The organism is Clostridium formicaceticum (assembly GCF_001854185.1).
Lineage (GTDB): Bacteria > Bacillota > Clostridia > Peptostreptococcales > Natronincolaceae > Andreesenella > Andreesenella formicacetica.
In genome coordinates this window covers 2,007,779-2,027,298 of the sequence record NZ_CP017603.1, presented here as the reverse complement: position 1 = coordinate 2,027,298, position 19,520 = coordinate 2,007,779, and the positions used below count along the sequence as shown (strand labels likewise).

The window sequence follows — 19,520 nt, the reverse complement described above, 5'->3', positions numbered from 1 at the left end:
CCTAATTTGGAAATTAGGAGTTTTTTTGTTATTATCTTTTTGCTTTTGCTAAAGCATCTTCAACTGCTTCGATCCATCCAGTACTTGAGCTTGTAGCTCCTGTAAAGATTTCAACATCAGTACCATTTGCTTCTATAAATCTAGCTGGCATTTCTTCTGCAGCTTGATGGAATGCTTCATACTCATACTCTTCATCTTTTAAAACTTCTGCACCATCTACAAATCTTGTTTCTTCTACTACAACATCTACAATTTTATCATTTTCAATAGTTACACGAGTCATTTTACGTCCTCTTTCACCTAATTCAGTAACGCCTTGGAAAGTACCGTCAAAGTAAGCTGCATCACTTACAGGCTCAACTAAAGCTTTTTCTAATGCTCTATTGATTGCAATTGCCCAACCTTCAGAAGATCCTGTGGCACCAGTAACAATCTCTACACCTTCTGTTCCATTCGCCGCTAAAAACGCTTCTGTTAAAGTTGCTTGTGCTTCATGAAAAGGCGCATATGGATAATCTGCATCCTTTAACTCTCCTGTGTTTCTAAAACCAATTAAATCTAAATCTACAATTTTATCATCTTTTACTGTAACAACTGCCTTGTAGAAGCTCTTTGCAGCAGCATCATCATAAGCTTCATACGTACCATCATTATACTTATTTGTTGTTCCTTCCCCTACTACTGGATCCTCAACTGGGTCTGGATCTGCAGCTGTCTGACTTGAACATCCAATTAAACTTACTACCATTAGCATAGCTAACAGAAATATTAATACTTTTTTCATAAAATTTTCCCCCTTTTATGTAGGATATTTGTCCTTTAAAATGTGACATTCGTCTTTACAAGTTAATTATATAACAAACGAAAACGATTTGCAATGTTATTTTTTATATATTATTTGTAAATATTTTTTACTATAAGATAAATTTTATTGTTTATAAAGATCTTATAATTCTTTTATTTAGATAAAAGAACTCCTTCAACAAAGTGAAGGAGTTCTAAGTTCTTTTTTAAAACGATTAAGTTTACATGTATTATGTTTTTACTTTTAGGATATCCGCTTTCTAAAATCAGTTGACTTTGATATTATTTTGTCTTCTTCCTCTTCATGCATACAATCAATTACTTTACAACTTTAGAGCCTTGATAATAACTGTAACAGCTTCAGCTCTAGTAGCACTGCCTTGAGGTTTGACAGTATGATCAGGATATCCCTTCATAATGTCATGCTTTACAGCTGTAGTAACAGCCTCCTTCGCCCACTGAGAAATATTTCTCTCGTCTGCAAAAGTACTTTCTTCTTTTACTACGGCCAGTTTAGCTGCCTTAACAATCATTACCGTCATTTGCTCACGGGTAATCAAGTCGTCCGGCCCAAAACTGTCAGCATCATAACCACTGACAATACCAAATGTGGCTGCTTTAGATACATAGTCTTTTGCCCAATGGTTAGCTGTATCTTTAAATACTTTTTCATCATTACTATCAAATTCAAACGCTTTCACCAACATGGTAGCAAATTCTGCCCTAGTGATAGTACCATCAGGTTTAAAGCTACCATCTGGATAACCGTTGATTACTTGTAAATCAACTAACTTTTTGATATTATCCTCTCCCCAGTGTCCAGTGATATCTTTTAGTGTCTCTAACTGAGGTGCTACTACCGCTAAGCTACCTTCTTTTTCTACTGCAAATACAGCAAACTTAGTAAAATGGTCTACTTCTGCAGTGATTGTGGACTCCGATACCTCTCCACCTATATTGATCCATTTTTGTTGAGCTTCATCATAATAGAACATAGCTGGTTCTTCATCAGTTCCTATAGCACTTGGATCAAATGTCAATGTTATCTTCACATTGCTGGCAAAAATATAGGATTTTTTGCCTCCCACTGTAAACTCATATACATCACTGATTAATGTAGCATCGCTAGAAGCCTTTGGAGGTATTTCTACCTTCTTGATGCTAACGCTAACAGGATTCGTTTCCTTTAAAGCATTTGCAGGTATCACAATATGAATGTTTTCTGTTAAATTTATTGTAGCTCCCTTGGCAGGATTTACGGATACTTCTGTGTTTGTAGAAGTAGATGTGGAGATAGGTTCTTTAGGCGTGCTAGAACCGCCGCCACCTCCACCACTGCCACCACTGGAAGCAGTTGTTGTTTTTACAGTAACGCTAGGGCCATCGGTACTCCAATTGCCGGCTGCATCCCCTGCTTCTACTTTAAAGGTATAGTTTGTACCACTGCTAAGCCCACTGACGGTGTATGTAGTAGTGATACCATCTACTGTAGCTATAAAAGAACCGTTTTGATATATTTTATAAGCAATCACATCTATATTATCATTTGCAGCATTCCAGGTTAATGTCAATCCAGTTTGTGTTACATTAGAAGCAGTTAAGTTGCCTAAAGGCCAAGTCGGTGCTTCTTTGTCTGCTGTTGGAGGTGCTGCTGCTGTTTTTACTGAAATACTAGGGCCATCACTACTCCAGTTACCTGCCGCATCCCCTGCTTCTACCTTAAAGGTATAATCTGTGCCTGCTGTTAAACCAGTTACATTATAAGCGTATACTGAGCCTGTAACAGTTGCAATTAATTCAGCATCTTTGAATATCCTGTAATTTGTTATGTCTACATTATCCTGTGCGCCATTCCAAGTTAATGTCAATCCAGTTTGTGTCACATTAGAAACGGTTAAATTGCCTGAAGGCCAAGTTGGTGCTTCATGGTCGGATGGTGTTGTTTCCCTTATCATTAAGCTTGCATTGGCGACATTGCTTCCATAACCTGCCACAACTGTCAATCTTCCCGGTATAGTAATGGGTACCTTAAAGGTATTACTGTAGTTTCCATTAGCGTCGGATTTTACTGCATCAAAATAGAGAATGTTTTCAGCAGCGTCAATTATTTTTATGGTGATCCAGATATCTGGATCAGCTGTGCCAGAGGCGGTTACGTTTTCTCCTACAACCGCACTATCTGTACTTAAGACTAGAGTAACATTAGAAGTTGTAGGAACTGTGGTAACAGTAACACTAGGACCATCACTGCTCCAGTTACCTGCCGCATCCCCTGCTTCTACCTTAAAGGTATAGTCAGTGCCTGCAGTTAAACCGGTTAAATCATAGACATATACTGAACCTGTGACAGTTGCCATTAATTCAGCACCTTTAAATATTTTGTAATTTGTCACCCCTACATTATCCTGTGCTCCACTCCAAGTTAATGTCAATCCAGTTTGTGTTACATTAGAAGCAGTTAAGTTGCCTGAAGGCCAAGTTGGTACTTCTTTGTCTGCTGTTGGAGGTGCTGCTGCTGTTTTTACTGAAATACTAGGGCCATCACTACTCCAGTTACCTGCCGCATCCCCTGCTTCTACCTTAAAGGTATAATCAGTGCCTGCAGTTAGGCCAGTTACATTATAGGCATACACTGAACCTGTGACAGTTGTCATTAATTCAGCGCCTTTGAATATCTTGTAATCTGTTACCTCTACATTATCTTCTGCAAGTGTCCAGCTCAAGTCTACACTGGTATCAGTGATATTAGAAGCTGTCAGTTTGCTGCCTGTAGGCCAAGTTGGCGCCTCATCATCTTCTGTTGTTCCTTCTGCGTCACCAACAACGATAAGGTAAATATTTTTCTTATAATAACTGTTTAGAACTTCCCCAGCATTATTCTGTCCGAAGAACAAACGCAATGTATGGGGCATCATATTGGCAAAGTTTGGCTCCACTGCACCTGATGTATCTGTAGATAGATAAGCCAGCATCGGTTCTACTAATATAGCTTCTCCTGAGGCAGGAAAATAATATTTTTCTGCGTTAATCTGTTCTTCTGTCAATGATAATGGACTAGCATCCGTGGAATAGAAAGTTACCTTACCATAACCTGGTTCAACCCCTGCCGCTTCAAGTAAATAAGATATTCTTACCCCTTCAGCAGCATAGCGTCTGCTGGTGCCAAAATCATTTACTGTAGAATATTTTTGCCATAGAATAGGCGCTGATACAGATTGAGATGGAAAGTTTTCATCAATATCCAATTTCAATAAATCTGCCAGCAAATACTCTTGCTCTGTTTTTACCTTGCCTCCTCTAACAGTCAGATCAGGAATCTCTGTCTTCCGTGTTATACGTGGACCGTTAGTACTCTCATTTCCTGCCGCATCTATGGCTTCCACACGGAAAGTATATTCTGTATATGACTTTAAGCCCATAACTTTATAACTCGTTGTGTTGGAATCGACTGTGGCTACCGGTATCTGTTGGTCATCCTGGTAAATATTAAATCCAGTTACCATCACATTATCGGTTACATCCTCTTTATCCCAGTGTAAAGTTAAACTGCGTACACCTACTTCAGAAACGGTCAATCCACTGTTGTCTACCCAAATTGGTGCTTCCTTGTCTTCTCCCGATGTCCCTCCATCTGTGACCGCAACAGTACTAGGACCATTGCTGCTTTCATTTCCTGCCGCATCTACAGCCTCCACATGGAAGGTATATTCTTTTGCCGGTGTTAAATCCATTACATTATAAGTAGTGGCAGGGCTGGTAAATGCAGTACCTTTTATCGTAGCGATCAAGTTAGTATCTTGGTAAAGATTATAGGCTTCAACCTTAATATTGTCACTTGCTGTTTTACTCCAGTTTAATGTGAGGCTGGTCTCTCCGATGTTGGTTGCTTCCAACCAGCTGTCTTCACCCCAAGTAGGTACTATAGCATCTATTTTTATATATCTTCTTTTTAAGTCTCCGCCAGATATCAAGCTACTACTCCAGGGAAGTCTTAAATCAGCATCATGTCCTACAGCATCTTTAATACTGCCTTCTACCCCTAGCTTTAATGAATCTGTAGTAAGGTAATCTAGCTCACCTGCTGCTGCGTCACCCTCTTGAATGGTATAGATAAACTTCAAGGTATCTGTACCACTACCAGATGCATAAACTGCACTGCGGTCTGGGGTTGTATTCAGTTCTAGGAAAGGTGTTCCTGTCACATAAACCGCTTCATCAAAGGTTATATTGATGTGAAGGGTTGTACCAGCACCATAGGTGGTATATGTTTTTTCATCTGTGGTCAAGCTTTTGTATTGTGGTGCCTTGTTATCGACGATAATACTTTTGCTACCGGCTAATGCAGCAGCACTATCAGGCTTTGGCAGCGTTAAAATAACATGATTGTCTTTATCAACGCCAGTGATTGTACCTATTTCCGTGCCATAGTTCAAAATCAAATCTTCTACTGTCTTGTAGTTCAATGCTATTTTCTGAGGGTTATTTTCGGCGATGATGGTATTATCACCACTTTGAATCGTATATTCAAAGGTCAACACCGTTGTTCCAGAACCACTACTATAATTGGCATAACGCTGTGGTACTGTATTCAAAGCCAATCGAGGGGTTCCCGCAACATTTACAGCTTCGCTAAAGGTGATTTGAATAGGAATCACCCCTCCCACACCATAGCTTCCATCCTCTAATGAAGATGTTACCACTGTAGCACGAGGAGCATAATTGTCGATCATAATACTTTTATTACCACCTAAAGATTCCTCTGAAAGAGGATCTGGAAGTGTCAAATTAGCTGCATTGTTCATTAAATCAGTGATACTTCCTTCTTCTAACTGCAGAGAATCTGTTGCTTTATAATTCAAGTTTTCTACACTATCTTCTTCTTGAACTAAATAAGTAAAAGTTAGTGTACTGGTGCCTGAGCCACTTGTATAAGTAGCCACCCTCTCAGGTTCTGTATTGAGTATTAACTCAGGTACGCCTGTAACTTTTACAGCTTCGCTAAAGATAATTTCAATCGGAATCTCATTATCTGCACCATAGGTACCATCTGCTTTAGGAGAAGTAACCTTTACTATGCTAGGAGCAACTGTATTGATCTTTATGCTTCTAGAAGCTAAAGCTTCTCGAGAATTAGGATCTGGAAGAACTGCTTCTATAAGATCTCCACCGGCATCCTCGAGGAAACAATCCTCCAGCTGCAGAGAATCTGTAGCAACATAGTTTAATACTTCTGCTTGATCTCCTGCCTGTACTGTATACAAGAACTCCAAGGTGTTACTTCCTGAGCCGCTGATGTAGGTGGCTACAGCCTCATCGCCAGCATTAAGCTTTAGTTCTGGTTTACCTTCTCCTTGAACATAGACATTTGCATTAAATTTAATTTTGATAGGGATCTCTTCACCTATGCCAAAGGTTTGATTAAAAAGATTCGTTGTCACCTCAGTAACACGGGCATGTGTTAAAGTATCCTTTAATATAGTAACAAAAACATCTGTGTCCCCCATTCTACTGGTCTGAGGCAAACGAATATAAGCACCTTCTGTCACTGGATAGTTACGGGAAGAGGTTTGTCCAGCAATATAAACCTTACCATTTTGCACCACGATGCCTTTTCCCGTATCATTGCCACTATCATACAATCCTGCCCCACCGATGAGGGTTGAAGCTCGAAGATTTCTTAACTCTTTGTCTAACTTACTAATCAAGATGTTTTCACCCATACCATCCTGTGAACCATCGGTAGTAGGATAGTTCGATGATGATGTGGAGCCTACCACATAAACATTATCTGTATCCAAAGCAATAGCATAAACATCTTCCCTCATGCTACCCCCCAGTAATGTTGACGCTAACATTTGGTTGAGGTTTTGATCTAATTTCGTCACAAATATGTCATGATACTGGCCAATAATTGTGTCTTGATAGGCATCTTGAGAAACAGGAAAATCCTGTGACATTGTTTGTCCAGTAACAAATATCCTGCCCCCTGCATCCACAGCTAAAGCAACGCCTACATCATAACTTTGCCCTCCCAGATAGGTAGACGCCTGCAGGTTCTGAAGGTTGTTGCTTAATTTAGCCACAAAAGCGTCCTTTGATGTATCACTTCTTCCATTGTTAAATTGACTTTGATATCCCCCTATAATAGGAAAGTTTTTATCCGTAGTGGAACCAGTGATATAGACGCTTCCTGCTGTATCTACCACAATGTCCTTTGCCTCTGTACCATCTAATCTTAAAGCAGTACCATTATATAAACCACCGCCACCTCCTAAGAAGGTAGAAGCTTGTAAAGTCGTTAAGTCTTTGTTCAATTTAGAAACAAAGGCATTCGCACCATCATCATTAAAGGTAGTATCATAAGCTCCAGAAGTTGTAGGGTATGCATCTGAATTGGTTGTTCCCGTAACAAAGATATTTCCACCGCCATCAAATGCAATGCCATAAATCCCTTGTGTACCGCTTGTTCCCCTCCCAATAAAGGTAGATGCTTCAATGTGATTAAGATTACTATTTAATCGTGTGATAAAAAAACTATTTTGTCTTGAGTCAATATATGTGGTTGTTTCACTTGTTCCTGGGAACCTTTCTTGGTAAGTACCACTGGTAGTAGGAAAAGCTGTAGGTGGTTTAAGCTCAAATACAATTTCATCGTCATACCATTCCCAGGGATCATACTCGAAGTCCTCATAATCTAAATAATCTCTATAGGTTCTAATACCAGACGAGTAAGTTCTTCCTGCAATATAAACTGCACCATCTGGCCCTAACATCATCGTCTCAGCTACATCACTTTCACTTCCACCGATAAAAGTAGCAGCTAATAAACTTTGTAAATTTCCATCTAACTTGGCAACAAAGATATCTTGGGGATTCACCACATCACTGGGGTCTGGTGGCATATATGTCCATGGGTCCCATTCAAAGTAATTTCCTCCTGTATAGGGTCTACTGGCATTTTGCAACATATCCATTGAATAAGTATAGCCCGTTATATAAACATTTCCCATGGCATCAACCGCCATACTGGTTAAATAATCCTTATCTTTTCCTCCCAAAAGACTAGAAGCCAGCATAGGATCAATAATGAGCTCCTTCGTAACATCATATTTTCCTAAACGAAAGCCATACTGGTTGTCCTCTACCCAGTAGGATACAGATATATCTATCTGTTGTCCTTCTTTTTCCTGATAGGCTATGGGAGCAGTCATCGCCAGTGCACCACCAGGGGTTTGGATGACCAATTGCCCATCTTCATCAACAGCTATCTTTTTTGCCCCATCAAGCTGTATGGCAATTTGTGTGGGGTCTGCCCCCGGTGCTACAATAAAAATCTTTTCCACATTGTCACCATAGGCCTTTAAATTTACCTCGATATTATCATATACTTCTCCTAGACTGACACGATTGTAGGTTGACAAATTCTGTTGCCACTGGTCTGGATCTTGCCCTTTAAAATAATTAACTCTTGTAACAGCTTCATCCTGGCCTTCAATTATCTTGGATTCACCATCAACAAACTTCTCTACAAGTAGCTGAGGTTTTTTATCTTCTTCTGATGGTAGTAGATAGACAATGCCTTCCTCCTTCACCATCACTAAGCCAGCAAATGTTTCTGCATAAAATTGAACCTTTTCGTCCTTCACCTGCCCTTCATTTTTGATGAAAGGCATTTGTAAGCTCCCCATTTGCTCCTTTATCTCTTCTGGAATTTTTTCTTCCATTTGAAGATCATTTAAAACAACTTCCTGCTTCATATCCTGTGCCCAAGATGGTAATGCTCCATAGAGTGTCAGCACAATCAAACACAGAATTAGCAAACCAGAAAATCTGCGTTTCATCTTCTTTCGTCCCCCTTATTTCAAGTTTTTAGCCTATACTTTTCTCTTTATATCTCTTTTCCTGCCTAAAAGTATAACTTGTACATCGAGATTCTATCTCTTATTACACATAAAACCTAGTGAAGAATAATAGGATTTACATCAAGTCTACTACTTAAATGATCTACCATATAAACCTTCACCACATCTCCAGCAAGGACATCAAAACCCCACTGTTCCACAGACCTTTTATCAAAATCTGCAGAAATGCTGTTTATTCCTATCTGTACACCCTCTCTTAAATGCACAAATACCAGTGTCTCCTCTCCCTCATGCTCTTTAATAGCAGTAATATCTACAGTAAAGTGTGTAAGACCTGCAACCCCCTCCTTCACTGTCATCATGGGAATGCCATCTACTGTAGTCCCTATTATATAAGCAGCATTCACTATGGGATTTAACTGATAGCAAGGGGATTTTGTACCAGTGCTCTTGGAGTTAACAGTGAATAAATAGCCGGTTTCTTCAGGCGTCTTTAGCAGCGTATCATAGCTTAGTTCCACCCGATAAGTACCATAGGCTATATTCTCTGGCAAAGAAATATCTAATGAACACCAGTCTGTTTCAAGACTGCTTTCTTTAAGAAGCATTTCTTCTCCATCATCCTGCTGTTGATAAATCCGCAAAGTAGGTGTGATGGCAGTAGCTTCTTTGGTAATTGTTTTGATTCTGTTACCCTGCACATCTTTCATATAAATTTTGCCTGTTAAGTGTTCATTTTCAACGAGATCATTTTTATCAAGGACAAGAGCAATGGTCGCTGGCTCTCCAAATTTCCATTGGTATTTCTCCCCTGATTCTAAATGAACATGATTCTCCGTACCTACACTAAAATCATATAGCTTCTCCGAAGAAATACACTTTATTTGGATATCCGTCACATATTCATCTGGTGTAAGGTAAAGCTGGCTAAAATATTGGGTATTTACCTCTGGCAGCGCAAACTGTGCTCCTTTTGTCAACGCCAGCTTAATCACTGGTGCTGTAAATTCCGCTGTAGCTGCAGCCTGCACATGGGCTGTATTACCACCATCAAATACAAGTGTTAAAGGATCTGCTATTGAAGTATTTTTCACAACAAAATCTTTTTCCCCTATAAGATAAGCACTCATCCCTTTGTTAAACTGTGTATAAATATAGGGATATACACCAGCTTTTAGATATACATGAGAATTGTACTGATCGATACGCAATGAAACCTCCGTCACAAGTGTATCCATATGATAAATTGGTATTTTTACAGATTCTACCTGTTTATTGCCATCCTTATCATAGATACGTAAATCCACCATTTCCGTATCTGAGAAACTAAGGTTGTTTAATTCACCTAAATTTGTAAAATCCTTAAAGGTACAGGATCGCTGGGTCCTAACAACAACAAAATTCTTGCCTTCTGGATTCAAATCCATATGCTGTGAAAGACGTACCACCCCATTATTATCGGCAGTATAGGATTGTACCATTTGCCACCCGCCTTCTGTTGCACCCCATTTATAAATATCTACTCTGGCATATGCTGCAGGAAGATTGCCATTGCGATCTTTGACGACAATATCCACGGTTTCCTGTCCACCTGGAACAGTCAATTCAAAGTCGAAAAATTCCTCTGTTATATCTCCATCTTCAGCTAGAGGTCCTGTTCTCAGCGACAACTTTGCCCTATAGGTACCCGCCTGAGGTGGCAATTCACCGGGATAATCCTTAGCGGAATTCCAGCGGCTCTCTGTAAAATAAGACCAGGTTGCATATTCATAAAGTAATTTCATATCATGATCATAAACAGAGAAAGTAGGATAAATATATCTACTGTTTTGAACTTCTATCTTCTGAAAACCATCTTCCTGCTGGCAGCTATAAACCTCTTCTTCTCCTGTTTCTTGCTGTTGTAGCATAAACAAGGATGCACTATCCACTAAGGAGTAAGAGGAAGGTCCATAAATTTGTGTGAGGCTGTTACCTGCTGCATCTGCAAATTGATTTACAGTCCTTAAAGTATCACCTTTGCTTAAGCTTCCTCCACCTTGAGGTTCAAACTTAGCAATATGCAAACTGCCACCAAAGGCAACCTCCACTGGTTGATTTAAATCCGATGGAATCGTTACCAAATCTTCTTTCTTCAAATAGTATCCCCAAATATTCTCTCCATCTTTTTTCTCAACATAGGCCTTTAACTCATATTGATCTGCTGTTACGATCAATACATTGCCTGTTAAAGAACGTTCTATAAAGGGAATTCCCCAAACCTCTCCTGCATGGTTATTTTTTAAATAAAGTATCGTCTGATCCTGATTGTCATAAGGCAATGCTAAAATTTTCCCAGCATTTTCTGTTGTAATTGTAATACTTTCTGTCCTATCATTGATGATTTGTCGCTTCGTAAGGAAATAAGTAGCTTCTTCTTGGTGATTGACGGTATACATCTTAGTGTTTTCAGGGTTCCAGTAACCATAAAAGTTATACTCCCCTTGATCTAAGTATATTCCTGTATATGTTTCACCCTTTAGCGGACCTATCACGCCGATATGATTTTCCATAACGTCTAAGGGTACAATACAAAATAACGGGTCCTTCAAATCCCCCATTTGTCCCTGCATTTTCAATGTGGTTTTCACTGCCTTAGAAGCATCAATCATATAGGATCCAGGGGCATCATAATGACGGTGGTATAAAAAGGTTTCTATAGCTTCTTCCTGCTGGAACTCTCCTAAAACAAAAACATCATAACCACCTTCTACTTGATGATACTGTGGTGTACGTATGTAGCCGTTATCATTGGCATAGTAACGACCTAAAAGTGTATAGCCTCCGTCCCCTTCACTTCCTTTTGTAAAAACATAAGCTTGGGCACTGGTGGCAGGTTGACCATCTGGTGCTTTAATTTCTAACCCTAAACCATTGGTAATTTGATTTTTCACAATGACCTTTAATGAAACCTCGCTGGGGCTGCCCACCGGTTGTCCATCTACATCCCGCGCTATACCCAAAATTCTATACTCTCCATCAGCTAATTCCTCACCCATAGGTCCTTTGCGGGTATCCCAGCTCCAGGAATAACCCATTTTATCTCCAGTACAAGCAATGGTTGTCAACTTATTGTCTTCCGTTACTTCATCAAGAAAGAGATCCACCGCTATCGTCTCACTGGGCATACCAAGTTGGAAACTAATGTTTACATTTCCATAGACCTGTGCTCCTTCTTTTGGATTTATAAATGCTAGAGAGCGTACTTCACGTTCTCTGCTCAACATAGCCTTAGCATCTACCAAACCAAAACCTGTTTTTATATCACGACCAATTTCCCCAATATCCTCTGCTGTAGCTGCCAACATCTCGGATATTTCCAAGGAACTGGCTTCTGGATAAAGTAACTTATAAAGAGCAGCTACTCCTGCCACATGAGGTGCTGCCATAGATGTACCACTCCATGCTTGATAGTAGCCGTTTTGGAGATCACCATACACTACTTCACCCTTTTTCTTATTTTGTTCACCTAGCCAAGTAGGCACCGTACTTAAAATATCTACACCAGGAGCCGCTACATCTAATGCAGCGCCATAATTAGAAAACCAAGCGGCTTCCTTCATGCTATCTACAGCTGCTACAGATATCACCCCTGGATAAGAGGCAGGATAAGTATATTCCACGCGACTGCTCTCATTTCCAGCAGCAGCGATCACTAAGCAGCCTAAGTCCTGAACATAAGCAATAGCATCCCGTTCTATGCTTGCTGGATAGCTAGACCCTAAGCTAAGATTGATAATTTTTGCTCCTTGATCACCTGCATACCGAATGGCTTGTGCTAAATCAAAGGATGTGCCGCTACCAGAATCATTAAGCATTTTGACTGGAAGTATTTGTACATTTCCTGGGCCCGCAACCCCCGCTATACCTAATTGATTGTTGGTAACAGCAGCTATAATTCCTGATACATGGGTACCATGTCCATGATCATCCGTAGCATCTTCACTGTTATATAGTTTTCCACTGCTATTTTGCGCAATAAAATTACGTCCCTTCAACACCCTACCTTTTAAATCAGGATGTTCCCTATCTACACCGGTATCAATTACCGCTACAGTTACAGAGCCACTGTCACTGATTTCGGTCCAGGCATCCGCTACATGAATGGCCCCTAAGCCCCATTGTTGTGAAAAGTAAGTATCATTTACACCACCTTCACCCGCAACATCAAAGGCCCGTACAATGTAGTTGGGCTCTGCATATTCCACAGCAGGATTTTCCGTTAGTCTTTCCGCTGTCTGCAATACATCTTCTGTTGTAGGAACTTGAATCAGCTGCACATCCGATGTGAAGGATTTCATCACGGTTCCTTTTACTTCATAAACAGCTGCTTGTACACTTTTCATACCGGGTTTATACTTGACGATCAACTGACCCGGTACATAATCTGCTTCACTATTTATCGTGGGTATAGCTATATTCTGCTGTTCTTCAGAAATATCTATAGTTTCTATACCTTGGTTTGTTTCATAAACAACTGTTTGGACACTTTTGCTACTGATGCTACCCTCAACAGGTGATCCCTCCATTGCATCTTCTAATGCATTATCTATGCTCACCATAAATCCATCTTTCTGCTCTGCAAAAGCAGCCATCTCCTGTTGATAGGATAAGAACATGACGCAAACCATTAAAAATACAGCCAGCAATGACGCAAATTTTTTTCTGTAGGGTTTTAAAAAAAACTGCAATCCCTCCAACCTCCTTTTCCCTTTCTAAATTTTCTTAGTCCTTTTTACATCTCAGTAAAACCCCATAGCATTCCCCCTATCATTTTTAAAATCAACTTATGTTTTGTGGATAAAAAAAGCACTGCTTCAAAACAAAGAAGCAGTGTCTACTTTTATCACACTTATCGCTTCCTTTTCACACTGGAAGGCATAATCGTTTCCAATCATACCCTGACGCCTGCACCGCATAGCCTCTGCCGTAGCAAATACAGGTCGGAAGATAAATAAAAAATTTATAAAATTTTCATAATAATACTAACATTATAATATTACCATTATTTTCTTATTATTACAACATTTTACGACACGTTTTTTATTTACAAAACTTATAACGACATACCTATAAGTACTTTCCTAGTTCTATACCCTTTACTTTTAAAAATTCAATTGTTATAATATATTGATACCATAAGGGAGGTGTTTTCCATCACTAAGTTTTCTATAAATAAATTTAAGTTGTTACTGATACTGTTGATTTTGTCTTTGTTCCTCACTTCCTGCAAAGAAAGAACCCCAGAGTTGGTAAGAGAAAACCAGTTTGTTTTAGGTACCTTCGGCCAAATTCAAGCCTATAGTACCTCTACAAAAAAGGGTAATGAAACATTGACAATGGCTTACCAACGTATTCACGAAATAGAAAATAAGATGAGCGTTGCTATCGAAGGCAGCGATGTAGATCGTATTAATAAGAAAGCAGGCATTGAACCTGTTGAAATTTCTCAAGAAACGCTGGGGGTTATTCAGGAGGGACTAGAGTATTATCAAATGACTGAAGGCGCTTTTAATATAGGTCTTGGTCGATTAATTGACTTATGGGGCATTAGTATAGAATCTGCTGTCGCCCCTACTACGAAGCCCCCTTCGGAAGAAGAAATCCAATTAGCAAAAGCACATATTGATCTGCAACAGTTAGAAATTAATAATGGACAAGTTTTTATTAAGGATTCGGGTATGACTATAGATTTAGGGGGCATTGCCAAAGGCTATGCTGTAGATGAAGCTGTCAGGGTTTTAAAAGAAGCTGGGGTCGAAAGTGGTTTTGTAAATCTAGGGGGAGACATTTATGTCCTTGGACCAAAGCCGGATGGTACCCTTTGGAAAATGGGGGTACAAAACCCAGAGCTAGGTGCAACCAATGTAATTATAAAAATTGAATTAGCCAACCGTTCTATTGTAACCTCTGGCGATTATCAAAGATATTTCATTGACGAAGAAACCAATCAACGATACCATCACATCCTTGATCCTGAAACTGGCTATCCCACTGATAATGAATTAACCAGTGTCACTATTATATCTAATACCTCTATAGAAGGTGATGTATGGTCTACTGCTATCTTCATTATGGGACTGGAAGAAGGATTAGAAACTTTAGAAACCCTTCCTGATGTGGAGGGAATCTTAGTCACGAAAGATAAAAAAGTCTATACTACCTCTGGTATAAGTAATGAAATAGAATTATTAGACACATCTTTTACATTAGCTAATTAAGCAATTTATAAAACCGTAGCAGGAAAACAATTCTCCTCTACGGCTTTTCTTTTATCTAAAGCAATTCTACATCCGCATTTAATTTGTAAATTACATCTTTTCTCTCAATAATTATTGTAATTTTTTCCCTTAATTCTTTATCTTCTTTAATTCTCAATAATAATTCTTTCGCTGGATTAATGGCTATAGGATTTCCCACCAATTTTAACATGGAAAAATCTCCATTTGTATCTCCGTAAGAATAGCTTTTCTTTAAGTCAATATCGTATTTATCAACAAATTCCAAGATGGCACTATGCTTATTCTCGGAGTCCCACATTTGTATGATTTCTCCTGTAAAACGATGATTTTCATCCACTTCATAGCGTGTTCCCCTATAATCAGTAATATCATATTTTTCTGCCATCTTTTCTACCAAATAGTCAGGGCTGCCAGAAATAAAAATCACTTTATGTCCCTGTTCCTTATGCCATACAATTCGATCCCTTGTAAAACAGTATACGCGGTCCCCCTTTGTATTAATGACCTGATTTGTTATAAACTCTATGTGGTGCCTATTTTGTCCCTTCATGGAATTTAGATAAATTTCTGCTACCTCTAAAAGATAATCTTCATAATTTCCCTGTCGTTTATCCCAGTCATGAAAGGTTTTCTTGGCTACATTGTGCCAAATGGAAGGATCAATAATTTCATATCGAATCAATCGCTTAAAATGTTCTACCATTAAAGAATCTCTATAGAGGGTGCCGTCTACATCAAAAAAAGCAGCAATACTTTTCATTGTTATCCCTTCTCTCTGATGATTTATATATAGATATATACACTGAAAACTAGCTTTTAATCTTACTATTTTATCACGTTACTTCGTTTAGGACTGTAGCATACTTAGTATTATTTATATAGATTTTACTTCTATAATATACAATATTATCTATAATTACAAATAGAATTCCATATTGGTATTTTAAAAAACAAAAGTAAAGCCCCTAGGTTTAGGGGCCGACTTTTACAATCTTTAAGTCTGAAACTGCTGGATTCATTGTATCAATTTTATTTTCAAACCGCTCAATGGCTTCCACCAGTGGCGCATACTCTTCATAAAACACCACGATCATATCTCCCGCTTCTGCCTTTTCCATTGCCTTTTCTAAGGCCTTGATTTCACATAGTTCAATTTCCATACTATATTCATTAAGGCCTCCGAGATTACAACCTTTTTTCAAGAGTCCCGCTACTTCTCCAGCTTTTCTTCCTCTCAAGTTTTTATCTTCTTTAATATAAGCATAATCAAAGTATTTTCCTGAAACTTCCCCTACCTTTAAGATGTTTATATCCGTCCTATCTCCCGGTACACCCACTACGCCTATTAAACGTGTTGATTTTATTTTGTTTAATGCCTCTAATACTTTATTGTACCCATCTATATTATGACCATAATCAATAATTACTTTAAAATTCTTTACATCAAATACATTAAATCTACCAGGATTATTAATCGTATCTGTATAAAACTGACTTAAAGCGACATTGATAATTTTTATATCTATATTATAAGCATGTGCTGCTGCTATAGCTGCCATACCATTCTCTATATTGTGTTCTAACACACCTCCAAAAGTGGCAGGAATCTTTTCAACCTCAATTACTTCCATTTCTTTTTTCCCATCAAAAATATAGATTGTCTTATCCTTTAAATAGACTGCCTTTCCTCCATTTTTCATATGGGTTTGAAGGCATTCATTTGACGGATCTTTCGCAAAATAAATAATATTACATTTTACTCTTTCAAGCACTCTATTTGTATAGTTATCTTCAGCATTTAATACTGCATAACCATCCTTTTTTACAGCTTCTACAACGAGGGACTTGACATCAGCCATTTCTTCTAGTGTGTTGATACCATCTATCCCTAGATGATCATCACCTATATTTGTGATAACACCAATATCTGCTAAATCATAGCCAAGACCCTTATTTACAATACCACCTCTTGCAGTTTCTAAAACTGCCAACTCTACTCTTTTATCCATCAGTACTGCTTGAGCACTTTTAGGTCCAGTTGTATCTCCTTGGATGATTTGTTTCTCCTGCACAAAAACCCCGCCAGTGCTGGTCATACCCACCAATAAGCCACTTTCTTTAAAAATCTTCGCCAACATTCTAGTGGTGGTGGTTTTACCATTGGTTCCAGTTACAGACACAATAGGTATAGCACAAGGTTGTTTTTCTGGAAACAAAGTATCTAGGATTGACTTTGCTACATTCCTACTTTTGCCTTGAGATGGATAATGGTGCATTCTTATGCCGGGACAAGCATTGACTTCAATAACGGCTCCTCCCTCTTCTACTATAGGTGCACCTATATCTTTAACAGTTATATCTATGCCGGCTACATCTAAGCCGATAGCTCTAGTGGCATTGATAGCTAGCTTAACATTATCAGGATGAATGTTTTCTGTGACATCTATAGCAATGCCTCCAGTACTCAAATTGTCGTTTTCTCTTAAGTAGATGATTTCTCCTTTTTGAGGAATTTCCTCTAAAGTTTTACCTGTTTTTTTTAGTAGTAACAACATAACATCATCTATTGTAATTTTTGTTAATGGCTTTTCATGTCCTTCTCCTCTTAATGGGTTTAGGTTTTCTATCTCAATTAACTCTTTAATGGTATTGATACCATTGCCTATAACATGGGCTGCAATCCGTTCTGAAACTGCGATTACCTTTTCTCCTACCACCGTTGCACGATAATGTCTTCCTAAGATATACTTTTCTATTAACACTTTATTGCTATATTTTTTAGCTATACTAAAAGCTTTTTTTACTTCCTTCATGGAGTTGAGATTCAAAGATACGCCTTTGCCTTGGTTGCCATTATAAGGCTTTACAACCACAGGAAAGCCAATTTCCTTTATAATACTTTTAGAGGCTTCATAACTCTCCACAACCCCTCCATCTGGCACCGGAATACCATAGGTACGCAATATATTCTTGGTAAGTTCTTTATCGCAGGCAATATCAACCGCTATACAGTTAGTATTTTCTGTGATGGTTGCTTGAATCTTTTTAGCATATTTTCCATAACCTAATTGTATTAAACTTTCTCCTCCAATTCTCATAACAGGTATATTTCTTTTTTTAGCTTCTTCTACAATAGAAGCGGTACTAGGTCCTAATGTATTTGAAGTAATTTTTTGTTTGATTTGCTGCAACCTCTTTTCAAAATTGATGCTTTTTTTGTGCAAAAGAGACTGTATGATATCAAAAGCTAATAGGGCTGCTTCTTCGCCAGCAGTTGGATTTTCATAGGAAAAAACAATATAGTAAACAGAATCGTTCTCTAGATATCTTGCTTTTCCAAACTTCAGATCATAACCCAATAGATTTTGAATTTCTAGTGTCATGTGCTCCATAACATGGGCTAAATAAGTACCTCGGTTTAGTCTTTTCACAAATCCTCCAGTGGTACCAATACTACATTTATGTTCTTTTAAACCAGGTAAAACAGCCAAAAGACCTTCATTAAATCCTTCTATATCACATGTAGGTATATTTACATAATTTTTTAGGTCTATATCTACTCTGATCACAGGAAAATGGGCGTAGATATTTCTTCCATAATATACCTTAGTCCTCAACAACTTCATTTATTGTCCTCCTCTTCCTTTGTCTGCGGTTCGTAGACAATAGCACTTCTATTTACTAAACTATATTTATACCTTGTAGGTAGAATATGAACATTTACATTTGTAATGGCTAAAGGTTCGTCTGGATACTGCTCAGAGATATTAGTGTAGTTGATATTTTTTCCATCTACAATGGTGATCACCCCTGAGCCTATTACCTTTAATTCGTTTTTATCATTAATGATGATGGCTGTATCTTCATCGATTCCTATACCAAGAGCATAGGGATTTTGGGCCACTGCTCCCAGTAACCTTCCTATTCTTCCACGCTGATTAAAGTGTTGATCTATAATAACCCCTTTTAGAAACCCCATGCCTGGAGCCATTTTCACAGTACATTTTCTCGGAGCATCCTCTTCATCTCCCTCCACCACCATAACCTCGCTCATCATCGAAGCCCCTGCACTGGTACCAGCTACAATTAAGCCTTCTTCTAATCTGCTCTTTATAAAGCTGTGAAACTCTGTGCCTCCTAATATGCTAGAAATCCTTAATTGATCTCCACCCACAAAAAAAATACAGTTTGTGTTCTGTAGACTTCGAATGACTTGTCTTTGATTTGCTTCTTTTCTACTGGCTATATTAATGGTATCGACTTTATTGACACCTAAGTCATAAAAAATTCTTTTATATTCTTCTCCCACCTCTAGTGGATAGTTGGTAGCTGTTGTTATCACTGCTATGTTTGCTTGATCCCCACCAGATAAAGCAACAACTTTTTTTAATATTTCTTTGTCAGTGCGTTTATCTTCTCCACCACCGATAATAATTAAACGTATATTTTCTTCTTTTTCCATAGTGAACCCCTTCCAATTAAACTATTTTTATTTTATCCCTTAAGCTTCTAAATATTCAAATTTATTATTTTTTCTATATTTTCCACAATAAATAAAGGGAAGGAAGCTCAA

At 38.4% G+C, this 19,520-nt stretch carries 7 protein-coding genes and 1 riboswitch; of the genes, 1 reads left to right on the top strand and 6 read right to left on the bottom strand.

The genetic code is table 11. The features are described 5' to 3' along the window. Window positions 1–31: 31 nt before the first annotated feature. From BJL90_RS09165 to BJL90_RS09155, 3 genes are all read right to left on the bottom strand, one after another. Window positions 32–784 (bottom strand): FMN-binding protein, encoded by a 753-nt coding sequence (locus BJL90_RS09165; protein ID WP_070966901.1) that lies wholly within the window; start codon window positions 782–784, stop codon window positions 32–34. Between the two features lie 343 nt (window positions 785–1,127). Continuing rightward, a complete protein-coding gene (locus tag BJL90_RS09160; protein ID WP_070966898.1) occupies window positions 1,128–8,645 on the bottom strand; it encodes a fibronectin type III domain-containing protein in 7,518 nt (2,505 codons plus the stop codon). Window positions 8,646–8,761: 116 nt separating this feature from the next. After that, window positions 8,762–13,396 carry a S8 family peptidase gene (locus tag BJL90_RS09155; RefSeq protein WP_070966895.1) on the bottom strand — a complete coding sequence of 1,545 codons (4,635 nt, stop codon included), beginning with the start codon at window positions 13,394–13,396 and terminating at the stop codon, window positions 8,762–8,764. A 152-nt stretch (window positions 13,397–13,548) separates the two neighbouring features. Further along, window positions 13,549–13,666: riboswitch (molybdenum cofactor riboswitch) on the bottom strand. A 225-nt stretch (window positions 13,667–13,891) separates the two neighbouring features. Between BJL90_RS09155 and BJL90_RS09150 the strand changes: the two genes are divergently transcribed. Next, complete coding sequence (locus tag BJL90_RS09150) at window positions 13,892–14,926, top strand: FAD:protein FMN transferase (protein WP_236905054.1); 1,035 nt, start codon at window positions 13,892–13,894, stop codon at window positions 14,924–14,926. 55 nt (window positions 14,927–14,981) lie between these two features. On the opposite strand, the gene BJL90_RS09145 is transcribed toward BJL90_RS09150, so the two are convergent. From BJL90_RS09145 to BJL90_RS09135, 3 genes are all read right to left on the bottom strand, one after another. Continuing rightward, window positions 14,982–15,707 carry an HAD-IB family hydrolase gene (locus tag BJL90_RS09145; RefSeq protein WP_070966892.1) on the bottom strand — a complete coding sequence of 242 codons (726 nt, stop codon included), beginning with the start codon at window positions 15,705–15,707 and terminating at the stop codon, window positions 14,982–14,984. A gap of 211 nt (window positions 15,708–15,918) precedes the next feature. Next, window positions 15,919–18,573 (bottom strand): cyanophycin synthetase, encoded by a 2,655-nt coding sequence (cphA, locus tag BJL90_RS09140; protein WP_070966891.1) that lies wholly within the window; start codon window positions 18,571–18,573, stop codon window positions 15,919–15,921. After that, window positions 18,570–19,409, bottom strand: a complete 840-nt coding sequence (locus tag BJL90_RS09135; protein ID WP_070966889.1) for a cyanophycinase — start codon at window positions 19,407–19,409, stop codon at window positions 18,570–18,572. The genes cphA and BJL90_RS09135 overlap by 4 nt, the downstream gene beginning before the upstream one ends. Window positions 19,410–19,520: the final 111 nt, after the last annotated feature.

Bases quoted from the DNA above. Each gene is read 5' to 3' on its own strand.
- BJL90_RS09165 (WP_070966901.1), bottom strand. From the start codon at position 784: ATGAAAAAAGTATTAATATTTCTGTTAGCTATGCTAATGGTAGTAAGT.
- BJL90_RS09160 (WP_070966898.1), bottom strand. From the start codon at position 8,645: ATGAAACGCAGATTTTCTGGTTTGCTAATTCTGTGTTTGATTGTGCTG.
- BJL90_RS09145 (WP_070966892.1), bottom strand. From the start codon at position 15,707: ATGAAAAGTATTGCTGCTTTTTTTGATGTAGACGGCACCCTCTATAGA.
- cphA (WP_070966891.1), bottom strand. From the start codon at position 18,573: ATGAAGTTGTTGAGGACTAAGGTATATTATGGAAGAAATATCTACGCC.
- BJL90_RS09135 (WP_070966889.1), bottom strand. From the start codon at position 19,409: ATGGAAAAAGAAGAAAATATACGTTTAATTATTATCGGTGGTGGAGAA.